19 protein-coding genes are annotated in these 17,789 nt (G+C 60.3%); 8 read left to right on the forward strand and 11 right to left on the reverse strand.

Annotation, left to right across the window (positions count from 1 at the left end; genetic code table 11):
- Positions 1-58: 58 nt before the first annotated feature.
- From E0486_RS13980 to E0486_RS13990, 3 genes are all read left to right on the forward strand, one after another.
- Positions 59-406 (forward strand): hypothetical protein, encoded by a 348-nt coding sequence (locus tag E0486_RS13980; protein ID WP_131852844.1) that lies wholly within the window; start codon positions 59-61, stop codon positions 404-406.
- 220 nt (positions 407-626) lie between these two features.
- Entirely contained in the window at positions 627-2,114 is a 1,488-nt protein-coding gene (locus tag E0486_RS13985) for a potassium/proton antiporter (RefSeq protein ID WP_131852846.1), read from the forward strand.
- Positions 2,115-2,246: 132 nt separating this feature from the next.
- Complete coding sequence (locus E0486_RS13990; protein WP_131852848.1) at positions 2,247-3,512, forward strand: glycosyltransferase family 87 protein; 1,266 nt, start codon at positions 2,247-2,249, stop codon at positions 3,510-3,512.
- Between the two features lie 46 nt (positions 3,513-3,558).
- Here the strand turns inward: E0486_RS13990 and E0486_RS13995 are convergent, their stop codons facing one another.
- Positions 3,559-3,966 (reverse strand): response regulator, encoded by a 408-nt coding sequence (locus E0486_RS13995; protein ID WP_131852850.1) that lies wholly within the window; start codon positions 3,964-3,966, stop codon positions 3,559-3,561.
- Between the two features lie 29 nt (positions 3,967-3,995).
- A complete protein-coding gene (locus E0486_RS14000; protein ID WP_131852852.1) occupies positions 3,996-4,745 on the reverse strand; it encodes an XRE family transcriptional regulator in 750 nt (249 codons plus the stop codon).
- A gap of 338 nt (positions 4,746-5,083) precedes the next feature.
- Between E0486_RS14000 and E0486_RS14005 the strand changes: the two genes are divergently transcribed.
- Positions 5,084-5,881: a PAS domain-containing protein gene (locus E0486_RS14005; RefSeq protein ID WP_131852854.1), complete on the forward strand. Its 798-nt coding sequence runs from the start codon at positions 5,084-5,086 to the stop codon at positions 5,879-5,881.
- A gap of 16 nt (positions 5,882-5,897) precedes the next feature.
- On the opposite strand, the gene E0486_RS14010 is transcribed toward E0486_RS14005, so the two are convergent.
- Genes E0486_RS14010 through E0486_RS14020 form a run of 3 tightly spaced genes read right to left on the reverse strand, consistent with a single transcriptional unit; the run spans position 5,898 to position 8,199 of the window.
- Complete coding sequence (locus E0486_RS14010; RefSeq protein ID WP_243697444.1) at positions 5,898-6,461, reverse strand: PhnA domain-containing protein; 564 nt, start codon at positions 6,459-6,461, stop codon at positions 5,898-5,900.
- Between the two features lie 14 nt (positions 6,462-6,475).
- A complete protein-coding gene (locus E0486_RS14015; protein ID WP_131852858.1) occupies positions 6,476-7,666 on the reverse strand; it encodes an MFS transporter in 1,191 nt (396 codons plus the stop codon).
- 59 nt (positions 7,667-7,725) lie between these two features.
- Positions 7,726-8,199 carry a VOC family protein gene (locus E0486_RS14020; RefSeq protein ID WP_131852860.1) on the reverse strand — a complete coding sequence of 158 codons (474 nt, stop codon included), beginning with the start codon at positions 8,197-8,199 and terminating at the stop codon, positions 7,726-7,728.
- 150 nt (positions 8,200-8,349) lie between these two features.
- Between E0486_RS14020 and E0486_RS14025 the strand changes: the two genes are divergently transcribed.
- Entirely contained in the window at positions 8,350-9,003 is a 654-nt protein-coding gene (locus E0486_RS14025; protein WP_131852862.1) for a tetratricopeptide repeat protein, read from the forward strand.
- 102 nt (positions 9,004-9,105) lie between these two features.
- Here E0486_RS14025 and E0486_RS14030 read toward each other — a convergent pair whose 3' ends face one another.
- A complete protein-coding gene (locus tag E0486_RS14030; RefSeq protein ID WP_131852864.1) occupies positions 9,106-9,414 on the reverse strand; it encodes a DUF952 domain-containing protein in 309 nt (102 codons plus the stop codon).
- A 175-nt stretch (positions 9,415-9,589) separates the two neighbouring features.
- Here E0486_RS14030 and E0486_RS14035 point away from each other — a divergent pair, with 175 nt between their 5' ends.
- Both E0486_RS14035 and E0486_RS14040 read left to right on the forward strand, forming a co-directional pair.
- Positions 9,590-9,952, forward strand: a complete 363-nt coding sequence (locus E0486_RS14035) for a BlaI/MecI/CopY family transcriptional regulator (protein WP_207906262.1) — start codon at positions 9,590-9,592, stop codon at positions 9,950-9,952.
- Positions 9,949-12,045, forward strand: a complete 2,097-nt coding sequence (locus E0486_RS14040; RefSeq protein ID WP_131852868.1) for an N-acetylmuramoyl-L-alanine amidase — start codon at positions 9,949-9,951, stop codon at positions 12,043-12,045. Before E0486_RS14035 ends, E0486_RS14040 begins: the two co-directional genes overlap by 4 nt.
- 2 nt (positions 12,046-12,047) lie before the next feature.
- On the opposite strand, the gene E0486_RS14045 is transcribed toward E0486_RS14040, so the two are convergent.
- From E0486_RS14045 to E0486_RS14065, 5 genes are all read right to left on the reverse strand, one after another.
- The gene (locus E0486_RS14045; protein ID WP_131852870.1) at positions 12,048-12,512 is read right to left on the reverse strand and encodes an SRPBCC family protein; all 465 of its coding nucleotides are present in this window, start codon (positions 12,510-12,512) and stop codon (positions 12,048-12,050) included.
- Positions 12,513-12,587: 75 nt separating this feature from the next.
- The gene (locus E0486_RS14050) at positions 12,588-14,111 is read right to left on the reverse strand and encodes an FAD-dependent oxidoreductase (protein WP_131852872.1); all 1,524 of its coding nucleotides are present in this window, start codon (positions 14,109-14,111) and stop codon (positions 12,588-12,590) included.
- 137 nt (positions 14,112-14,248) lie between these two features.
- Positions 14,249-14,551 carry a hypothetical protein gene (locus E0486_RS14055; protein ID WP_131852874.1) on the reverse strand — a complete coding sequence of 101 codons (303 nt, stop codon included), beginning with the start codon at positions 14,549-14,551 and terminating at the stop codon, positions 14,249-14,251.
- A gap of 138 nt (positions 14,552-14,689) precedes the next feature.
- The gene (locus E0486_RS14060; RefSeq protein ID WP_131852876.1) at positions 14,690-15,454 is read right to left on the reverse strand and encodes a TIGR02757 family protein; all 765 of its coding nucleotides are present in this window, start codon (positions 15,452-15,454) and stop codon (positions 14,690-14,692) included.
- Between the two features lie 45 nt (positions 15,455-15,499).
- Positions 15,500-15,880: a hypothetical protein gene (locus E0486_RS14065; RefSeq protein ID WP_131852878.1), complete on the reverse strand. Its 381-nt coding sequence runs from the start codon at positions 15,878-15,880 to the stop codon at positions 15,500-15,502.
- Positions 15,881-16,160: 280 nt separating this feature from the next.
- Here E0486_RS14065 and E0486_RS14070 point away from each other — a divergent pair, with 280 nt between their 5' ends.
- Positions 16,161-17,357 carry an IS110 family RNA-guided transposase gene (locus E0486_RS14070; RefSeq protein WP_243697445.1) on the forward strand — a complete coding sequence of 399 codons (1,197 nt, stop codon included), beginning with the start codon at positions 16,161-16,163 and terminating at the stop codon, positions 17,355-17,357.
- The last annotated feature ends 432 nt before the right edge of the window (positions 17,358-17,789 follow it).

Consider the following 17,789-nt stretch of genomic DNA (forward strand, 5'->3'; position numbering starts at 1 on the left):
AGGTTAAAGCGGCACACAATCAACGGATTGCGTAGCCGCTGGCGGCTATCTTCGCGCCATGCGCCGCCGTTTCCACTATTTCCTACTCGTCGTGCTGCTGACGGCCCTCGCGGCCGCCGGTGGCGGCGCGTACCGTAGTACTACGGTGGAGACGGTGGTGGACGGCGGCACGGTGCTCCGCGCGAAATCGCGGCCGGCGCACCCGGCCCAACTGACCGATGCCGCGCCCCTCGTGGCGCCGGCACAGCATGCCGCGCGCGGCTTCTTTCCGCCCGGCGACCTGCCCCGCTTCGAGGCAGCCCCGCCCCTCGCCTATTCGGCGCCCGCAACGCTGGTTGCCGCGCAACGCTCCGCCGCGGGCAAGCGCTACCTCGACCACAATTATCCCTACCACGCCTTCTGGTAATCGGCCTTTTCTTGTAGCCGGCGCTGCCGCCGGACCCATTATTGCATCACTTAAAAACAAGAAAATGGCTACCCTACTCACGGCCGTCATCGTGCTGGGCTTCCTGGCATTGGTCATCGGCCTCCTCATGTTCGTGAACAACCGCGACCGCAAGCGCGACGCGCAAAATAATCCGCTTCCTTAAGTTAACTTCAGATCAGCGCAGGCTAAACCGAATGCTATGGTATTGGAAACAAGCAACATATTATTGATTGGTTCGCTGCTCCTGCTCATCAGCGTCATTGCCGGCAAAACAATCCGGCGCCTCGGGGTGCCTACGCTGATCTTCTTTCTTATCGTCGGGATCCTGGCCGGCTCCGAAGGCGTGGGCGGCATCCACTTCGACAACGCCAAGTTTGCCCAGTTCATCGGCATCGTGGCACTCAACTTCATCCTGTTTTCGGGCGGACTCGATACGCGCTGGCAGCACATCCGCCCCGTATTATCCAAAGGCATTGCGCTCTCTACTGCCGGTGTGTTCATCACCGCGCTGTCGGTAGGTGTGTTCGTACATTATGTATTCGGCTTCACGCTGGCCGAGGGGCTCCTGCTCGGGTCGGTCATTTCGGCCACCGATGCCGCGGCGGTCTTTTCGATCCTGCGCGGTAAGGGCATCGGCCTCAAAGGACCGCTGCAGCCGATGCTGGAGCTCGAAAGCGGCTCCAACGACCCGATGGCCTACTTCCTTACCATCACCTTCACCGGCATCGTGGCGCAGGGCGACGCCGACGCGTGGACCCTCGTCCTGTCGTTTTTCAAAGAATTTATCATCGGCGGTGCGCTGGGCCTCCTCATGGGCCGCGCCAGCGTGTGGCTGATCAACAACATCCGCCTCGGCACCGAAGGCCTCTACCCGGTGCTGACGCTCGGCCTGGCGCTGTTTACGTACTCCTGCACCCACGCCCTCGGCGGCAACGGCTTCCTGGCCATTTACCTCTGCGCCATTATCATGGGCAACAGCCCGATGGTGCGACGCCGCAGCCTCACCCGCTTCTACGACGGGCAGGCCTGGCTGATGCAGATCATTCTCTTTCTTACCCTGGGCCTGCAGGTGTTTCCCTCGCGCATCCTGCCCCTGGTGGGCACCGGCCTGGCGATCTCGGCCTTCCTTATGTTCGTGGCGCGCCCGCTGGGCGTGTTCCTGGCGCTGCTTCCGTTCCGGATCAACCGGCGCAACAAGCTGTTTCTTTCCTGGGTAGGACTTCGCGGCGGCGTACCGATCGTGTTTGCCACCTACCCACTTCTTGCCGGGCTCGACAAAGCGGAGATGATCTTCAACCTCGTGTTCTTTATCTCGGTCACCTCGGTATTGCTGCAGGGTACCACGCTTTCCCCCGTGGCCCGGCTGCTGGGCGTGTCGGTGCCCGCCAACCGAAGGCGCCTCGATGCGGCTTTTGAAACCGAAGACCAGGTGCATGGCGAGCAGCGCGTGCTGCACATTCCGCCCGGCGCCCGCAGTGCCGGCCGGCGCATCGTGGAGCTGCGACTCCCGCAGCGCGTCACGATCCTCAGCATCGAGCGCGAAGGCCGCTTCGTCTTGCCCAACGGGTCTACCCGCCTCGCCGTGGGCGACCGCGTACAGGTGCTGGCGCCCGACCACAATGCGCTGACCGAACTGCGCCGGCTGGGCTGGGAGGATGGGGAAGAAGAAACCGCTTCATACGCGTAGAGTACGGGTCCATCGGCCGAAGGCGCAGTTCCGTCGAAAAGCCCATCGGCAATGGGAAAAGTGGGTACCTTGCTTTAACGTTGGTTAACATTGGTTAACCTTTTTCAACTGCTACCTTTCTGCGTTCTGCTTATGGAAAAGATGCTTGCAAACAAACCGACCTGGGCGGAGCGGCTTGCCGACCGCCGTACCCTCTATGTGGCCCTGGCCTTTTGGTTCGGGCTGTCGGCCCTGCTGGCCTTCCAGCACGTACAGGAAAATACGATCAACAACTACCTCATTTTCCGCAACGTTTTCTGGCACACGCTGCAGGGGCAGAATCTGTATTCCGACTATGCCTCGCAGCATGGCGACCAGAACCACTACGGACCTTTTTTCAGCCTCGTGATCGCGCCCTTTGCAGTGCTGCCCGACTGGGCGGGCGTGCTGCTGTGGGTCACGGCCAATGCCGCCTTCCTGCTGTTTGCGGTGTGGCGGATGCCGCTGCGGCCGGCGGCCAAAACGGCACTGCTGCTGCTCTGCGCCAACGAGCTGATGATCAACAGCGGGCAACTCCAGGCCAACGCCCTCACCTGCGCCTGCATCCTGCTCGGATTTTCCTACACCCAGCGGGGCAGGGAGCACTGGGCCCTGTTCTTCATCCTCTTCGGGGCGTTTATCAAGATCTATGCGATCGTGGGCGGACTGTTCCTGCTCTTCAGCCGCCACAAGGCGCGCTTCATCGGCTGGGGACTGCTTTGGAGCGCGGTATTTTTCGTGGCGCCGATGCTGATTACCGAACCCGGCTTTATCCTGCAATCGTATGGCGACTGGTATGCATCGCTCCAGGCAAAGTCGGTACAAAACACCGACCCGACGCTGGGCCTTCTCAGCCTCGACCAGAACATTTCCGTCATGGGCATGATCAGCCGCATCTTCAACCCGGCGATGAACACGACGCCGGTTTGGCTGACGGGCATCGTGTTGTTTCTCAGCCAGCTGCGCCGCTGGCGCGACTTCGGCGATATCCGTCTGCGCTTCTACCTGCTGGCGTCGGTGCTGCTGTTCACGGTGTTGTTCAGCAACGGCTCCGAGGCCTGCACCTACATCATTGCCGTAATGGGAATGTGCCTCTGGTACCTGGTGCAGGAAAAAACGCGGCGGCTCCACATTTTCTTCTTCACGCTGTTGGTGCTCACCACCTTCCTGTATTCCGACCTGCTGGGCGGCTACTGGCTGCGGCAGACGCTGGTGAAACCCTACTCGCTCAAAGCCCTTTGTCCGCTCATACTTTGGCTCAGGATACTGGTGCAGGTGCATCGCCGGCAATACAGCCGCCTGGCGCCCTGGGCGGTGCGCGTTCCGGAAGAAGATCAACTGATCCGGAACTCGCCGTATCCATTGCGGCGGATCGCGTAATCAGAAGCTTTCGTAATATTTCTCCGTGTTTCGTTTGTAGCCCAGATCAGCGGCGTGCCATATAGGCGCGGCAGAGTGCCACGAGCTGGTCGGCGAGGTGCTCCATATCCTCGTAAATCAGCGGTTTGGTAACGAGGTCCACGTCCCACTGTAACGCAAAGTTTTTATCGACGTCGCTGTTCGACGTAGTGAACAGAAGCACGGGCAGAGCGGAAAAGCGCGGGTGCTTGCGCAGCGCTACGAGCGTTTCGCGGCCATCAAGCACCGGCATGTTGAGGTCGAGCACGATGTGGCAAGGCAGTTCCGTCTCCGGTAGCCGCTCCAGCGTGTTGAGCAGGGCACGGCCGTCGGCAAAGCGCGTCACCTGCACCTCGGGGCGCTCGGCAAAGGCCTCCAGGAAAATGTGGAGATCATCCAGGTCGTCTTCGGCGTAAAAGAGGCGGTACTCGTTCATTCAGATGGCTTGAGGAGGGGTGGTCGGATTCAGGTAAGGCGGCGGCTCAGCGCGCTGAGCTGCTCTTCGAGGTCGGCAATGCGGCGGTTCATGTCTTCCAGCGGTGGGTCCAGGCGGGCGCTGAGCACCCATTCGGCCTGCCACAGCTCGCGCACCTCGCTGGCGGCCAGCGTTACCGGCCCGCCGGGCGAAGGGCCCAGCAGCCAGCGTCCCGCACCGTCGCTGCGCAGGCGGCGGAGCAGCAGCCCGTGCACGGGCGATACCAGTAAATAAACAGCGCCTTCATGCGGCGGCTCGCCGGCAGGGGCCCGGCGGCAAAGTACCCGGTCGCCCGGCTCGAAGCGCGGCGCCAGTGCCGGGTCGGTGACCTCGAACACACGGTATTCATCGCTGCGCAGGCCCGGAAGCCCGTAAGCCGGCAAGCGCTCCAGGTAACCCGGCTCCCCACCCTGCTGCAGGTAGCGGGCGGCTTCCTCGCGGGCCACGAAGGGCGCCCGCGTAAGGGTGTGCGCAACCGCGTCACCGCCCGGGGGCGTGCCGGCGGGCGCGGCGGCAGGCGGTGCAAAAGCCTGCGCAAGGTCGCGGGTAAGCAATTCGTCGATGCTGACGCCGAACAGGTGCGACAGCCGCACCAGCACCTCGGGGTCGGTTGGACCGGATAATCCCGATTCGTAATTGGCGATGGTGGTCCGGCCCAGCCGCACTTCCTGCCCCAGCTGCTCCTGGGTTCGGGCGGAGCGCTTGCGCAGGTGTTTCAGATTTTGGGCGAAGTAGGTCACGACACAAAACGTTTGTACAAAGATGTCAATTTTTCAGTCATTTGCCCGCAACAATGTCAAGTTTTTGAACAAATGTCGGTTCTGCTCAGCCGTTAGTCTTTAGCTCATCTATTCCCAGTGCGGGCTGCATTTGCTAATTAGCAAAACCGTTGCTTTCTGCGCGCTCTGCCGGAAAGTCCCATTCGCGCCTCATTCTGAACCATTTAAACAAGCGCATACCCGGTACCGGTACAACCGGCAAGTGGCGCTTGTTAATTGTGGAGGCTCGTCCCGCCGCCCGGAAACAAAAGGCCCGCTCTTTGCCTTTACAGGGGGAAGACGTATGAAAATGTGCGCCTATGAAAAACAACAACAACGCCTCTTTCGCAGCTCCCGGTTTCGCCTATGCGCTTTTGGATCTTTGCACGCTCCTGATTGAAGGGGCGAACGAGCCGCTGCTGGCTATGGGAACCGACTACCGGCTTCAACTAGTGAACCCTGCCGCCGCGCGCTGGCTGGGGCGTCCGCGCAAGGAATTGCTGCAGGAATCGCTGCTCCGCTACCTGCCGGCCGGCGACAGCACGTCGCTGCTGGCCTTCCTCGACCGTGGACTTGCGGGTGAAACCGACGGCTTTTCGCAGGCCTTCGAACTGGGCGGCCGCAGCCTGCTGTGGACGACCCAGGCCCTTCGTGATCCGAAGGGTGGCATCCAGGGTTTGTTATGCCGCATCGAAGACCGCACCGAGGTGGATCACATCCGTCGCCAGGTGCAGGACCTGCAGCGCTCGCTCCAGGAAAAAGACTTTATCCTCGGCAGCCGCGCCCAGCTGGCAGGCACGCTCCTGGAGGCAACACAAGGTCACACCTTCGTGCTCGACCGGGCCCTGCGCTTCTGTGCCGCCAACCGCTCCTACCTGGAATACACCGGCCGGCAGATCGGAGACCTGATGGGCCGCAGCCTGGTGGAGTGCTTCCCCGAGGCCGCCGCCACGCCCTTGCCCGAAAAGATCCGGGAAGCATTCGGCGGACGCACGCTGCTGCTGGAGCGGGTGCCGTGTGTGCTGAGCGACGGGACCTGCAATATCCAGCTGACGCCGCTGGCCTACGAAGGCTTTGTTTATGGTGTGCTGGTAGTGGCCGAAATGGCCGCTGACTGATTCTTTAATACCAGGTCTAGCCCTGCTTGCGCACATATTTGGTGAGAATCACGATCTGCTGGCCTTCCACGCGGCCCTCGATCTGGCCGGTGTTGTCGGGCACGAGGCGAATGTTGCGTACCACCGTGCCGAGGCGCGCGGTGAGCGTGGATCCTTTTACGTCGAGAGATTTGGTGAGCACCACCGAGTCGCCGTTTTGGAGCACGGCGCCATAGGCATCGCGGTGCAGGTCCACGGAGGCGTCGCCTTCGTGGTCGCCGGTGGAGCGGGCCCAGGCGAGGCGCTCGTCGTCGAGGTAGAGGAGGTCGAGGTTTTCGGCGGCCCAGCTTTCCTGGCGCAGGCGGTTGAGCATCCGCCAGGCAACCACCTGGATGGCCGGCACTTCGCTCCACATCGTTTCGCCCAGCTTGCGCCAGTGGGCCGGGTCGAGCTCGGCGCGCTTTTCGAGCTGCGCCCGGCAGGTGCCGCAGGCCAGCAGCGTGCCGTCCGCATCGCGGTATTCCGCGCCGGGCACTTCGTATACCTGCAGATCATCCGTGCCGCCGCACAGCTCGCAGCGGCCGCCGCTTCTTTCGTTCAAAACATCCTCGAGTTTCATATGCGCTTCTTTGCGTGGCGAAGATAGGACCTGTAGCCCACGAGTGCCACCAGCAGCGCCAGCGCCGACCAAAGGAGCAGCTGCACGCTGACCCCCGTCCAGCCACCGAGGCTCCAGCACTGCACGCCGGCCCAGGTGCCGAAGGCGCCGCCGATGAACATGCAGGTCATGTATACCGTATTTATACGGCTGTGGGCCGCTTCGTCAAGGCTATACACCTGCGCGAGGTTGTTGACCTGCGTCGCCTGCACGCCCACGTCGAGCAATACTGTTGCCCCGATAAAAGCCGCGGGCGATTGCGGAAAGAAGAAAATCCAGAGCACCGAGGCAATGAGTATCAGTACAGTGAACAACTGGATCCGCGATGGCGGCATCCGGTCGGCGAGGCGGCCGAAGGGCGTGGAAGCGGCGGCACCGCCGATGGCCAGGAAACCAAAAAGACCGATGGTCTTGGCCCCGTAACGAAATGGCGGTCCGCTCAGGTGAAACGTGAGGGTGGTCCAGAAAGAGCAAAAGGTGCCGAATACGAGCGCGCCCAGCAGCACGATGCGGCGCAGGCGGGCGAAGCGCCCCAGTTGCGCCACCGTGGAGCGGATAAGCCCAACGTAGGAGCCGCTGTAGGTGGCTGCCACGCGCGGTAACCCGAAGGCCACGAGCAGGGACGTGAGCACAAGCAACCCCGCCGACAGTCCATACACCCAGCGCCAGCCGAGCCAGCCGGCAACGGCACCACTGAAGATGCGGGCGCCGAGGATGCCCACCAGCGCGCCGGTAAACACGATGCCGACGATCTTGCCTTTGTCGCGGCGCGCCAGGGCGGCGGCCATGGGCATCAGCACCTGCGTGGCCGTGGCGAATACGCCGGTAGCGAAGGAAAGCGCGAAGAGACCCGCCGGGTGCCGCACCTGTGTCAGCAGCAGGAGCACCACGATGAGCGCTCCCTGCAAAAGCAGGATAAGCCGCTTCCGGTCGGTCTTGTCGCCGAGGGGCGTCAGCAGCAGCAGGCCGAGGCCGTAGCCGGCCTGGGTGAGCACAGGCAGGTAGCCGGTGGCGCCCTCGCTCAGCCCCAGGTCGCGGGCAATGTCGTTGAGGATAGGCTGGTTGTAATAAATGTTGGCCACACAGACGCCGGCGCCAGCCGAAAGAATACCGATCTGCGCTCCTGAAATACCCCGTGCATCGTTCATCGCCGCAAAGGTAGCCGCGGGAACAAGGGCGGGAGCGGAGCGCCGATCGGTAAACGGCATCAGCGGGCCGCCGCGGCCGCTTCGAGAGCGGCGATGTCCATCTTCACCATCTTCATCATGGCGCCCATCACCCGGCCCTTGGCGGCGGCATCACCCGCCTTCAGCAGCTGCGGCAGCTGCACCGGCACGATCTGCCAGGAAAGCCCGAAGCGGTCTTTGAGCCAGCCGCAGCGCGACGCCTTGCCGCCATCCGCCAACAGCGCCTCCCAGTACCGGTCGATCTCCTCCTGCGTTTCGCAATGGACCACGAAAGAAACGGCCTCGGTGAACTGGTAATGCGGCCCCCCATTGAGGGCGATATATTTCAGGCCGAACAGCTCGAAGGCCATCGTCATCACCGAGCCTTCCGGGCCGGGGCCATGCGGGCCGTAACGCTCCGTTTGGGTCACCGTGCCGCCAAACAGGCCGGTATAGAAGCCAACGGCTTCTTCGGCCTTATCATTGAACCAGAGAAAGGGGGTGATCTTTTGCATAACAGCGGTTTTGCTGCAAACCTAACCCCTGGGGCGCAGAGCCCGGGGGCGTTCTGCGACATTCCGCGGGTATTTTGCGCCCGCGGGGCCGCGCGCCCTCCTAGGCGGAATGCGGCCGGGCACGTATCTTTGCCCCCCTTTTCAGAAATTATGAAATTCTACAATACGCTTATCCGCTACCGCCTGCCGCTGGGCATCGGGCTCATTGTCCTGGGCATCGTCCTCAACGTGACGGTCAGCGGCTTCTGGCCCGTGTTTCCCCTCTACTTCGTAGGCGCCATTCTCCTCTTCGGCCACTTTTTCTTTGGTCCGCTGCGTCTCATCCAGGAGCATATGGAAAGCGGCAACATGGAAGAAGCCCAGAAGGTGATCGACTCGGTGAAATTTCCCAACCTGCTCTACAAGCCGATCCGCTCGGTGTATTTCACGCTGAAGGGCAACATCGCCATGATGAACCAGGACTACGACAATGCCGAGAAGCACATGAAGAAAGGCCTCGACCTGGGCATGCCGATGAAGGAAGCCGAAGGCGCCTCGCTGCTGCAGATGGGTATGCTGGCGATGCAGAAGAACGACCTCCGCACCGGCGAGCGCTACATCCGCGAGGCGCTGCGCAAGGGCCTGCACGACAAGGAAAGCCAGGCCGCCGCCTACCTGCAGATGTGCAGCATCATGATGAACAAGCGCGAGTTCCGCGCCGCCAAGGAATTCTTCCGCAAAACAAAAGCCTGCAAACCCACCACGCCCCAGATCGTGGACCAGATCAAGCAGATCGAAAAATACATCGCCCGAATGCCTGGATGAGGACGTGAGGCGTGAGCTCGCGATGCAACGCAAGAAGAAAGGATGCCGAGGGCATCCTTTCTTCGTTATAGGCGTCAGCGCTCACGGCTGACGGCTCACGCCTCACGAATCAAGCTGCTCCACCGACACAACGGCTTCCACATTCAGCGGGCCGTAGATATGCGGAAACTCCTCGCCCACGGAAGGAGCCAGCTCCCACTTCAGCTCATGGGTCAGCTTCGACGTATCGATCGTCAGCTTTACCAGCCCGGACTGCCCGGCGAAGTAGCGTTGCAAAACGCCCTGCACCTGCCGCTCGTCGGCGCTGGCGTGGATGAAGCCTTCCACAGGAAGAGAGGCCGCTTCGTAAAAGCCCTGCTGCTGCGCCTGTTCCCATTCGGCGCGCGTCGTTACATGATAGATCGTAGCCATGCCGCAAAGATGAGGCGCCGCCAGCTTTGCTGAAATAAAACTAAATGTTTAGTTGTTCGACTAAAATATTAGTTGTAGGTTAGCGTTCATAGAAAGAGGAAGAGCTCAGAGAGGTTAGGAGGTTGGTAGCGAACCTGCTTTCCCAATAGACTAATAGACCAATAAACTAATAAACATGAAAACGCTTACCAAGGCCGAAGAGCAGGTGATGCAGGCGCTCTGGAAGCTGGGCGAGGGTTTTACCCGCGACCTGCTGGAGGTATTGCCCGAGCCGAAGCCGCACCAGAACACAGTAGCTACGCTGCTGAAGATCCTTGTGGACAAAGGCTTTGCTGCCATCCGCGTGGTGGGCCGGCAGCACCAATACTATCCACTCGTGAGCAAGTCATCGTATTCCAAGTCGTCGCTGAAGAATATGGTGAAGAATTATTTCAGCGGCTCGTATACCGAAGCCGTGTCTTTCATGGTGCAGGAGAACGGGCTTAGCCTCGACGACCTGGAAGCCTTGGTGAAGCAAATCAAAAAATCAAAGAAATGAGCAGCCTGTTTCCTTACCTGCTGAAAACCGTGCTGTGTGCAGCGCTCCTGTATGGCTACTATTGGCTCGCCCTGCGCAACCGCGTCTTCCACCAGTGGAACCGCTTTTACCTGCTGCTGATCGTGCCCCTGTCGCTGCTGCTGCCGCTGGCGCGGATCGAAGTGACACGGCCCGCCGCCACGGCTGCCGAACTGCCGGTGCGGCTGCTGCAGGTGGTGAGCGACGGCAATGCGTACGTAGAAACGGTTGTACCGCAAACGCGCGGCTTCGATCCGATGACTGCCGTGTACTGTATTTATACGGTAGTGGCACTGGTGCTTTTGTTTCGCTTTGGCCGTAGCCTGCTGGCCCTGCTGCGCCTGGCGCGCCGCTACCCGGCGCAACGCGTCGGCGAGGTGGATTTTATCCTGGTGCCGGTGCCGGGCACGCCGTTCTCCTTCTTCCGCCGCGTGTTCTGGAACCCCGCGCTCGACCCATCCACCGAAGGCGGACAGCAGATCCTGCAGCACGAACTCGTACACGTACGCGAGCGGCACTCCTTCGATAAGCTGCTGTTGCAGGCGGCCCTCGTTCTTTGCTGGTTCAACCCGATATTCTGGCTCCTGCGCAACGAGCTGCACCTCGTGCACGAGTTCATTGCCGACGAGCGCTCGGTACGCGACCGCGACGCCGGCACGCTGGCCGCGTTGATCCTGCAAGCGGCCTATCCCGAACAATACGCCGGGCTTACGAATCCCTTTTTTCACCGCGCCATCAAACGTAGACTCTATATGCTAAACCAGTTGCAAAAGACCCGCGTTCGCTACTTCGGACGCGTGGCGGCCCTGCCCCTGCTCGGGCTCATCGCTTTCACCTTCGCCGTTCGCGCCCAGAAGAGCGAGCCGGTAGTCGTCACACAAACCAACTCCGAAAAATTTACTGTCGTGATCGATGCCGGGCATGGGCGTATGGCCGATGGCGGCTGGAACGGCGCCAGAAGCAATGGCGTGACCGAAGACCAGCTGGTGCTGGACCTGGCGCAGCGCATCAAAGCCCTGAATGCCGACCCCAACCTCAACATCGTTTTCACACGTGCCGATGAAAACATTGTGGACCTGAAAGAGCGTCCCGAGATCGCCCGCCGTGCCGGCGCCCGCCTCTTTTTATCGCTGCATGTGGACCAATACGTAGTAAGCAATGGCCCGCTCACGGGCGCTCCTGAAGGCTTCAGCGTTTATGTGTCTGCAGACACCGGCGTGCGCGCCGGAAGCCGGCTGTTTGGTTCGGCGTTGCAACAATCGCTGACCAAGGTATATCCAACCGACGGACAGCTGCGGAATCTCGGCGCATGGGTATTGAAGAACAGTCCCTGCCCGGCAGCACTCATCGAACTGGGCTACATCGACAAAGATGCCGACCGCGCCTTCTTAACGAAAGATTCCAACCGCGACCGCATTGCGCAGGCCATCCTGAATTCGATCGCTGCTTACCGACAGCAGGTCCCGAATGCTTCAGCGGATGTACTGCCCGCAAAAGCGACGTCGGATGTATCGCCTGCCGCTCCCGCGGCCGACCTGCGCCCTGTGCAAGCTCCGGCAGATGTGCGCGCATCGGGCCCGGCAGCCGCACCCGCCGACGTTATCGAGTCCGTCGACGTCAACCCCGACCGCAGCGTAACGCTCGTATATGGCAGCGGACGGAAAGACAGCATGAGCGCATCGGATGCCGTAGCGCTGGGCTACCTCAATAATATCGATGGAATTGTAACGCCGGTCCGGTCTTCTCAAAACCCGCGCAGCGCGGTGCCACTTAAGCCTGTAGTCATCGGGTTGAAGTCGGGCGATACGCTAAGCGTGGAAATCGCACGCGCGCTGCCTGTGCAGGCGATCATCAGCCCCGACGGACTCTCCATCGAAAGTTGTACGCTTACGGCCAATATGTCCAACGGGGAAATCTGGGAGGCCCCTATGAAAGACCGGCAGACGACTACCCAGATGAAGAGGCTTTTGCAACAAGCCTGGAGCGGCATGATGATCACCGTCGACAACCGCACCTACCGCGCCCAGGACGGCAGCGTGAAAAAAGCGCCATCGCTTGTTTATTTCGTAAAATAAGATTACCCGAGTGTTCCCAGCAGCTGGGTGATCTTTTCCCTCCGGTAGGCGAAAAGATCATCCAGCTGTTTTTTTATGAAAGAAGACCCCAAACGTCCCAGGAAGCCAAAGGGCAGGCGGTAGTGCACGATATCGGTCATCTCCACTCCACCGGGGATCTCTTTGAAATGGTGTTCATGGTGCCAAAGCGCATAAGGTCCCTGGCGCTGCTCGTCTACAAAGAAATGGGGGCGCTGCACCTGCGTGATCTCCGTCATCCAGAACAGCGGGATGCCGAACAGCGGTCGCACTTTGTAGGTGATGATCTGGCCCGGGTACGCCTCCTCCCGATACAATTCATTGGTAAATTTCAGGTTGAGCTTTTCGGGCGTGATCAGCGCCAGATTTTTGGGGTGCGAAAAGAAATCCCAGGCCTGCTCCAGGCCAATGGGCATCCGCTGTACCTGTTTCAGCACATATACACTCATACGCTCAAAACAAAAACGCCGCCCAAAAGTTCGCAACACCCATCCCGTTCTCTCGTTTTCTCGTTCTCTCGTTCTTTACAGGTCTTCCAGGTCGATCTTTTCCAGGCCTGCCCGCGCCGGCCCTGTGAGCACGTCGCCGGTAATGGAGTAGCGCGCACCATGGCAGGGGCAGTCCCAGCTTTGCTCGGCGCGGTTCCAATCCACCACGCACTTCGCATGCGTGCACACCGGGTTGAGCGCGTAGAGCTTGCCGGCCTCATTCCGGTAGATGGCCACGTTCGTGCCTTCGTATTTCACCACGCGTCCCTCGCCGGGCGCGATCCCGGCCAGCTCGGGCAGTTTCCCGGCTTTGAGGCGCTTGCCCACAAACTGCGCCACCACGTCGGCATTTTCCTTCACGAAGTCCATAAAGCCTGCCACCGGCTTGACGCGTCCCGGCGCGAGCAGCGATGCATAGCCGCTCTCGCCTTTCACGATGAGGTCGCTGAGCAGCTGCGCGGCGATATGGCTGTAGGTCATCCCGTTGCCGCTGTAGCCGGTGGCCACCAGTACGTTGTCGGGGTTGCCGGGCAGGTGGCCGATATAGGGCAGGCCGTCGGCCGGCTCGAAGTATTGCGAAGACCAGTGAAAGGCGATCTCCTCCACCGCGTAATGATTGCGCAGGTAGGCTTCCAGCTGCGCGAAGCACTGTTCGGTATTGGTCACGTGGGCCGTCTTGTGGTCTTCACCACCGGCGATGAGGTAGCGCTTGCCGTCCACCTCCTGCGTGCGGAAATAGTGGTAGGGATCGTAGAGGTCGTAGGCCAGGCCGTCGGGGTAGTTGTGGTCGCTGAGCGTGGCGGCGACCGCATAACTACGGTAGGGCGCGTTGCGGAAGTGGAGCAGGTTGATGCCCGGCGGGATGTGCGTGGCCCACACGAGCCAGCGGGCGCTGATCTCGCCGCGCGAGGTCTTCACCCGGAGCAGCTCACCTTCCTTTTCGAAGGTCTCCACGCGGCAGCCCTGCAGCACGAGGCCGCCGGCGGCCCCGAAGGCCTTGTCGAGACCCAGCACGTAGCGGGTGGGATGAAACTGCGCCTGGCGGCGGTACACGATCGCCTTGCGGAAGGGCATCGGCACGGGGATGCTTTCGGTATACGCTACTTCGGCGCCGGCGTTGACCGACGCCTCGAACATTTTGTACAACTGCTTTTCCTGCTCCTCGGTTTGGGCATATACGTAACCATCCTTTTCGGCGTGGCTGCAGTCGATGCCGAACTCGGCAATGTGCCGCTTCACGAGGTCGAGGGCGGAGCGGGCGGCGCTGTGGAGGAGGCGGGAAGCATCTTCACCGAAATCGGATTCCAGCCGGTCGTACGTGCTATCAAAAAAGGTATTGAGGTGGGCGGTGGTGCCGCCGGTGGTGCCGAAGCACAGCGTGTGGGCTTCCGCTACGATACAGCGCTTGCCCTGCTGCTGCAGCAGGAGCGCCGTGGCAAGGCCGGTGATGCCGCCGCCCACGACCAGCACGTCCACCGCCTCGCGGGGCATGCTGCCGGAGTCGGCATGGTCGGGAACATTATTCTGCCAAAGACTGGTGGTAGCGCCGTCACGTTGCATAGAGAGCCGTTTGCCGCTACACGCAAAAAATCTATGCCGGGGGAATTCGGTGAACGGTTAATTGTTAACCGGTTGGTAAAGGAATAGGCCAATCGTTGAGCTTGACTAACCAATTACCCGGTCCACTCATTAACCGGTTACCAACTTTCGTCCTCGGGGATCTCGCCCGGCGGTCGTTTGTAGCGGGCGCGGGAGGCGGCTTTTTCCTTTTCCCGATCCAGCAGCAGGCGGGCGAGGATCGTGCCGGCGTCGGCGTCGGCGGCAGCCAGGGCCGCCCGCACTTTCTTCTCGGATACATCTACCCGGTAGAGCAGGCGCAGCACCGACCCGAAGTCGTGCAGCACCGCCTCGTTGAGCAGGCGCGCGAGGTGAAGGAAGCGCGCGTCGTCTTCCGTCATCAGCGCATCGATCTGGCTTACTTCTTTTTCGAGCGGCGTCATGACCCCAAGGTAAAGAGAGAAAGAACGCAGATTTTTTATGATTTATACGATTAGCGCAGATATACTTGCGTGCGTCAGCAAATCATAACCAATCTTAAAAAATCTGCGTATCCCGCTTGCGGGATCTGCGTTCTTTCTCTAGAACCGCTCCCCGATGCCCAAACTGAACAACGCGAAGTCGTACTTCACGGGGTCGGCGGGGTCGAAAGCTTTGAGGCGACCGGTAAGCTCCAGCGCGGCGGTCCAATCCGTTGCCGGGCGCTCCAGCAGCCCGAAGCGCCGGGCCACCCGGGCCACGTGCAGGTCAACCGGGATGACGAGGTCGGCGGGACGGATCTTCTTCCAGAGCCCGAAGTCCACACCCTGGCCGTCGGCGCGCACGAGCCAGCGCAGGTACATCAGGATCCGCTTGCAGGTAGAGCCCTTGAACGGCGCCGCGATGTGCTTGCGCGTGCGCGGCGGCGCGTCGGGCAGCGAGAAGAAATACGTATGAAACGAATTGAGCGCGTCTTCCATCCCCGTAAAGCGGCCGGGCACGAAGGCGGTTTCGAGCGTGTTGCTTTGCCGGTAGTGCTGTTGAAAGAACTGGATGAAGTAAAGGATGTCCGTAGGATTGAACGTGCGGTGCCTGAAATGGAGGAAGCGCTTCAGGTCCTGTTCCTCGTGCTGCGTGACGAATTGGTAGGGCGCCTCGTCCATCAGCGCCATCAGCTCGTTCGATTTGTTGATGATCGTCGTGCGGTTGCCCCAGGCAAAGAGCGCCGCGAAGAAGCCCGCGATCTCGATGTCGGCCTTTTGCGTAAAGCGGTGCGGCACCGATACCGGATCGGCCGCGATGAACGAAGGCCGGTTGTATTCGGATACCTTGCGGTCGAGGAAAGCTTTGAGCTCAGCGGGCGTCATGCGGCAAAGCTAAGGGCAGCTGCGCGCTGTATTTTGGACTATTCCCTACTTCCTTCGAATCGTTTCCAACACCTCTTTGGGGTAAAGATGGATCATGCAAAAAGCCAGGAGCACCCAACCGGATGCGAACAATTTGAAATTGGGAATTTGGGCCTGAAAATGTTCCCCATATTCTTCAACCCATGCCTTTACAGAGAACCCGGGCAGGATCGAGAGCCACAACAACAGGGCAGCAACCCCGATACCACACAAGGGGATGACTTGCCGCCCTTTCCACCAATTGGCGATTTTGGGCACAAGCCGCAACGGCAACCCCACAATCGCGCAGCACAGGATAGTGATCCCTATAAGAACCAGGGCGTAAAGTGATTGAAAAACCATCCCGATCAGGTCAAGCTCGATATAACAGCGGGTTGCGTATTCCAAATAAAGAAAATACAGGACGATCGAGGTCGAAAGGAATTGACCGACAAATATTAGCGGGGAGTTTTTTCGATTAACCAATTCCCGAAATTAAGAGGGTTTCACCAGAGCGCATGACGACCAGGGCTTTGCGCTGTGGCCGAAAGGGAAACTACGAATTATTACGCTGTTCGAAGGCCATAGCGCAACAGTCTATATGTAAAAGGGTCCGCCACCGGCAAGCAGTCAGTTGCGGTGAAGCAATGCTGCAAGAGGTATCTTAAGGAACCAAAATGCTTCATAAATGAAAACAACCCTCAAGACCTCAGCACGTGTGGCGGACCCGGCAACTAAGATAAGCCGCGCGCAAGACTTTTCCAACCACGACCTCTCGGTCGGCATCGACGTGCACAAGAAGCGCTGGCAGGTAGCGGTGCTCTGCGACGGGGTCTGCCTCGGCAATGTTTCCCTTGAAGCCGATAGCGACCTGCTGATTCGTCACCTGAGAGGCCGCTATGGCAACGCGCAGTTCCGCTGCGTCTACGAAGCCGGCCCCTTTGGCTTCGCCCTCTGCCGCGCCCTGTGGGCCGCCGGCATGGAGTGTATCGTGGTCAATCCCGCCGACATCCCCGGCACCGATGCCGAGCGAAGAGGCAAGACCGATGCGGTGGACGCCCGCCGCCTCGCCAACCACCTCGCCGCCGGCCTCTTGCGCGGCATCCACGTACCCTCCGAAAAGCTGCAGAAGCACAGAAGCCTCATCCGCTTTAGAAAGAAGCTCTGGGGCGACCTCACCCGCTGTAAAAACCGGTTGAAGAGTGAGCTTCGCTTCCAGGGCGTCACCATACCCCCGCCCTTTGACAACCCGCACTGGAGCCACAACTTCCTCCACTGGATCGAAGCCACTGCAAGCAAAGACGCAGACCTGCAGGACACCCTGGAGCTGATGCTGGAAGAAGTGCGCCACCTGCGGCTTCTCTTACTGAAAACCGAAAAGAAGCTGCGCGCCCTCATGCGCACCGAAGCCTACGAACGGCAAGAGCAACTCCTGCGCTCCGTGCCCGGCATCGGTCCCATCACCGCCCAGCTCTTTACGCTCGAGGTCGGCGACGTAGCCCGGTTTAAAAATTTCGACGCCCTCAACCGCTTCGTGGGCCTCTGCCCCGACGAGCACTCAAGTGGTGAGCGGCAGCAGCACACCGGTATTACCCAACGCCGGCACAACCAGCTCCGAAGCCACCTCGTGGAAGCTTCGTGGCAATTGATCCGACGGGACCCGGCCATGCTCGATGCCTACAAAAAGCTATGTAGCCGCATGAAGCCTGAGCAAGCCCTCATCCGCATTGCCCGCAGGCTGCTGCGAAGAATGCGGGCCGTGTTGCTATCCGGGCGGATGTATGTGAGGGGCATCGAGCAGGGCAGCAGTGAGGAGATCAACGCACCGGAGCCGCCGGAGAAGAAAAGGAAAGGACGGCAACCCAAACAAGAAACAACCAACTAAGAAAACCTAGGCCTTACTAGAACAGCAACAACAACCCTCCGACTTCTTCTGACAGGTAACTACATGGAAGCTTCCAAAACATACCGGCGGCCGACTGCTCAACATGGGCTGCACTCTTTACTGAGGTGCTCCGCAACAGTCTGCAGCGGCCGCCTTTTCTTAACTACTGATAAAGACCTGCAGCAACTCCACGTCGGTTGACTGCTCATAGGAGCCTGCTTCACTAAACAACCTGGAAGAAAAACACCGGCAGCGAATAGAGCATACAAGGCAACCTTGCCCCTGCCGGGCAGGCTTGCGCTTCACAAACCATGATTGCTGCCACATAAAAAAAGCGGTGAGACACCGCCTGCAATCATGGTTCGCGAAGCACCGAAAAAAATAAAGTGGTTACCTCATGCAACGAATCCCTTTACATAGGAGCCCCTGTTA

Origin of the sequence: Flaviaesturariibacter aridisoli (assembly GCF_004343705.1) — a bacterium.
Classification (GTDB): domain Bacteria; phylum Bacteroidota; class Bacteroidia; order Chitinophagales; family Chitinophagaceae; genus Flavisolibacter; species Flavisolibacter aridisoli.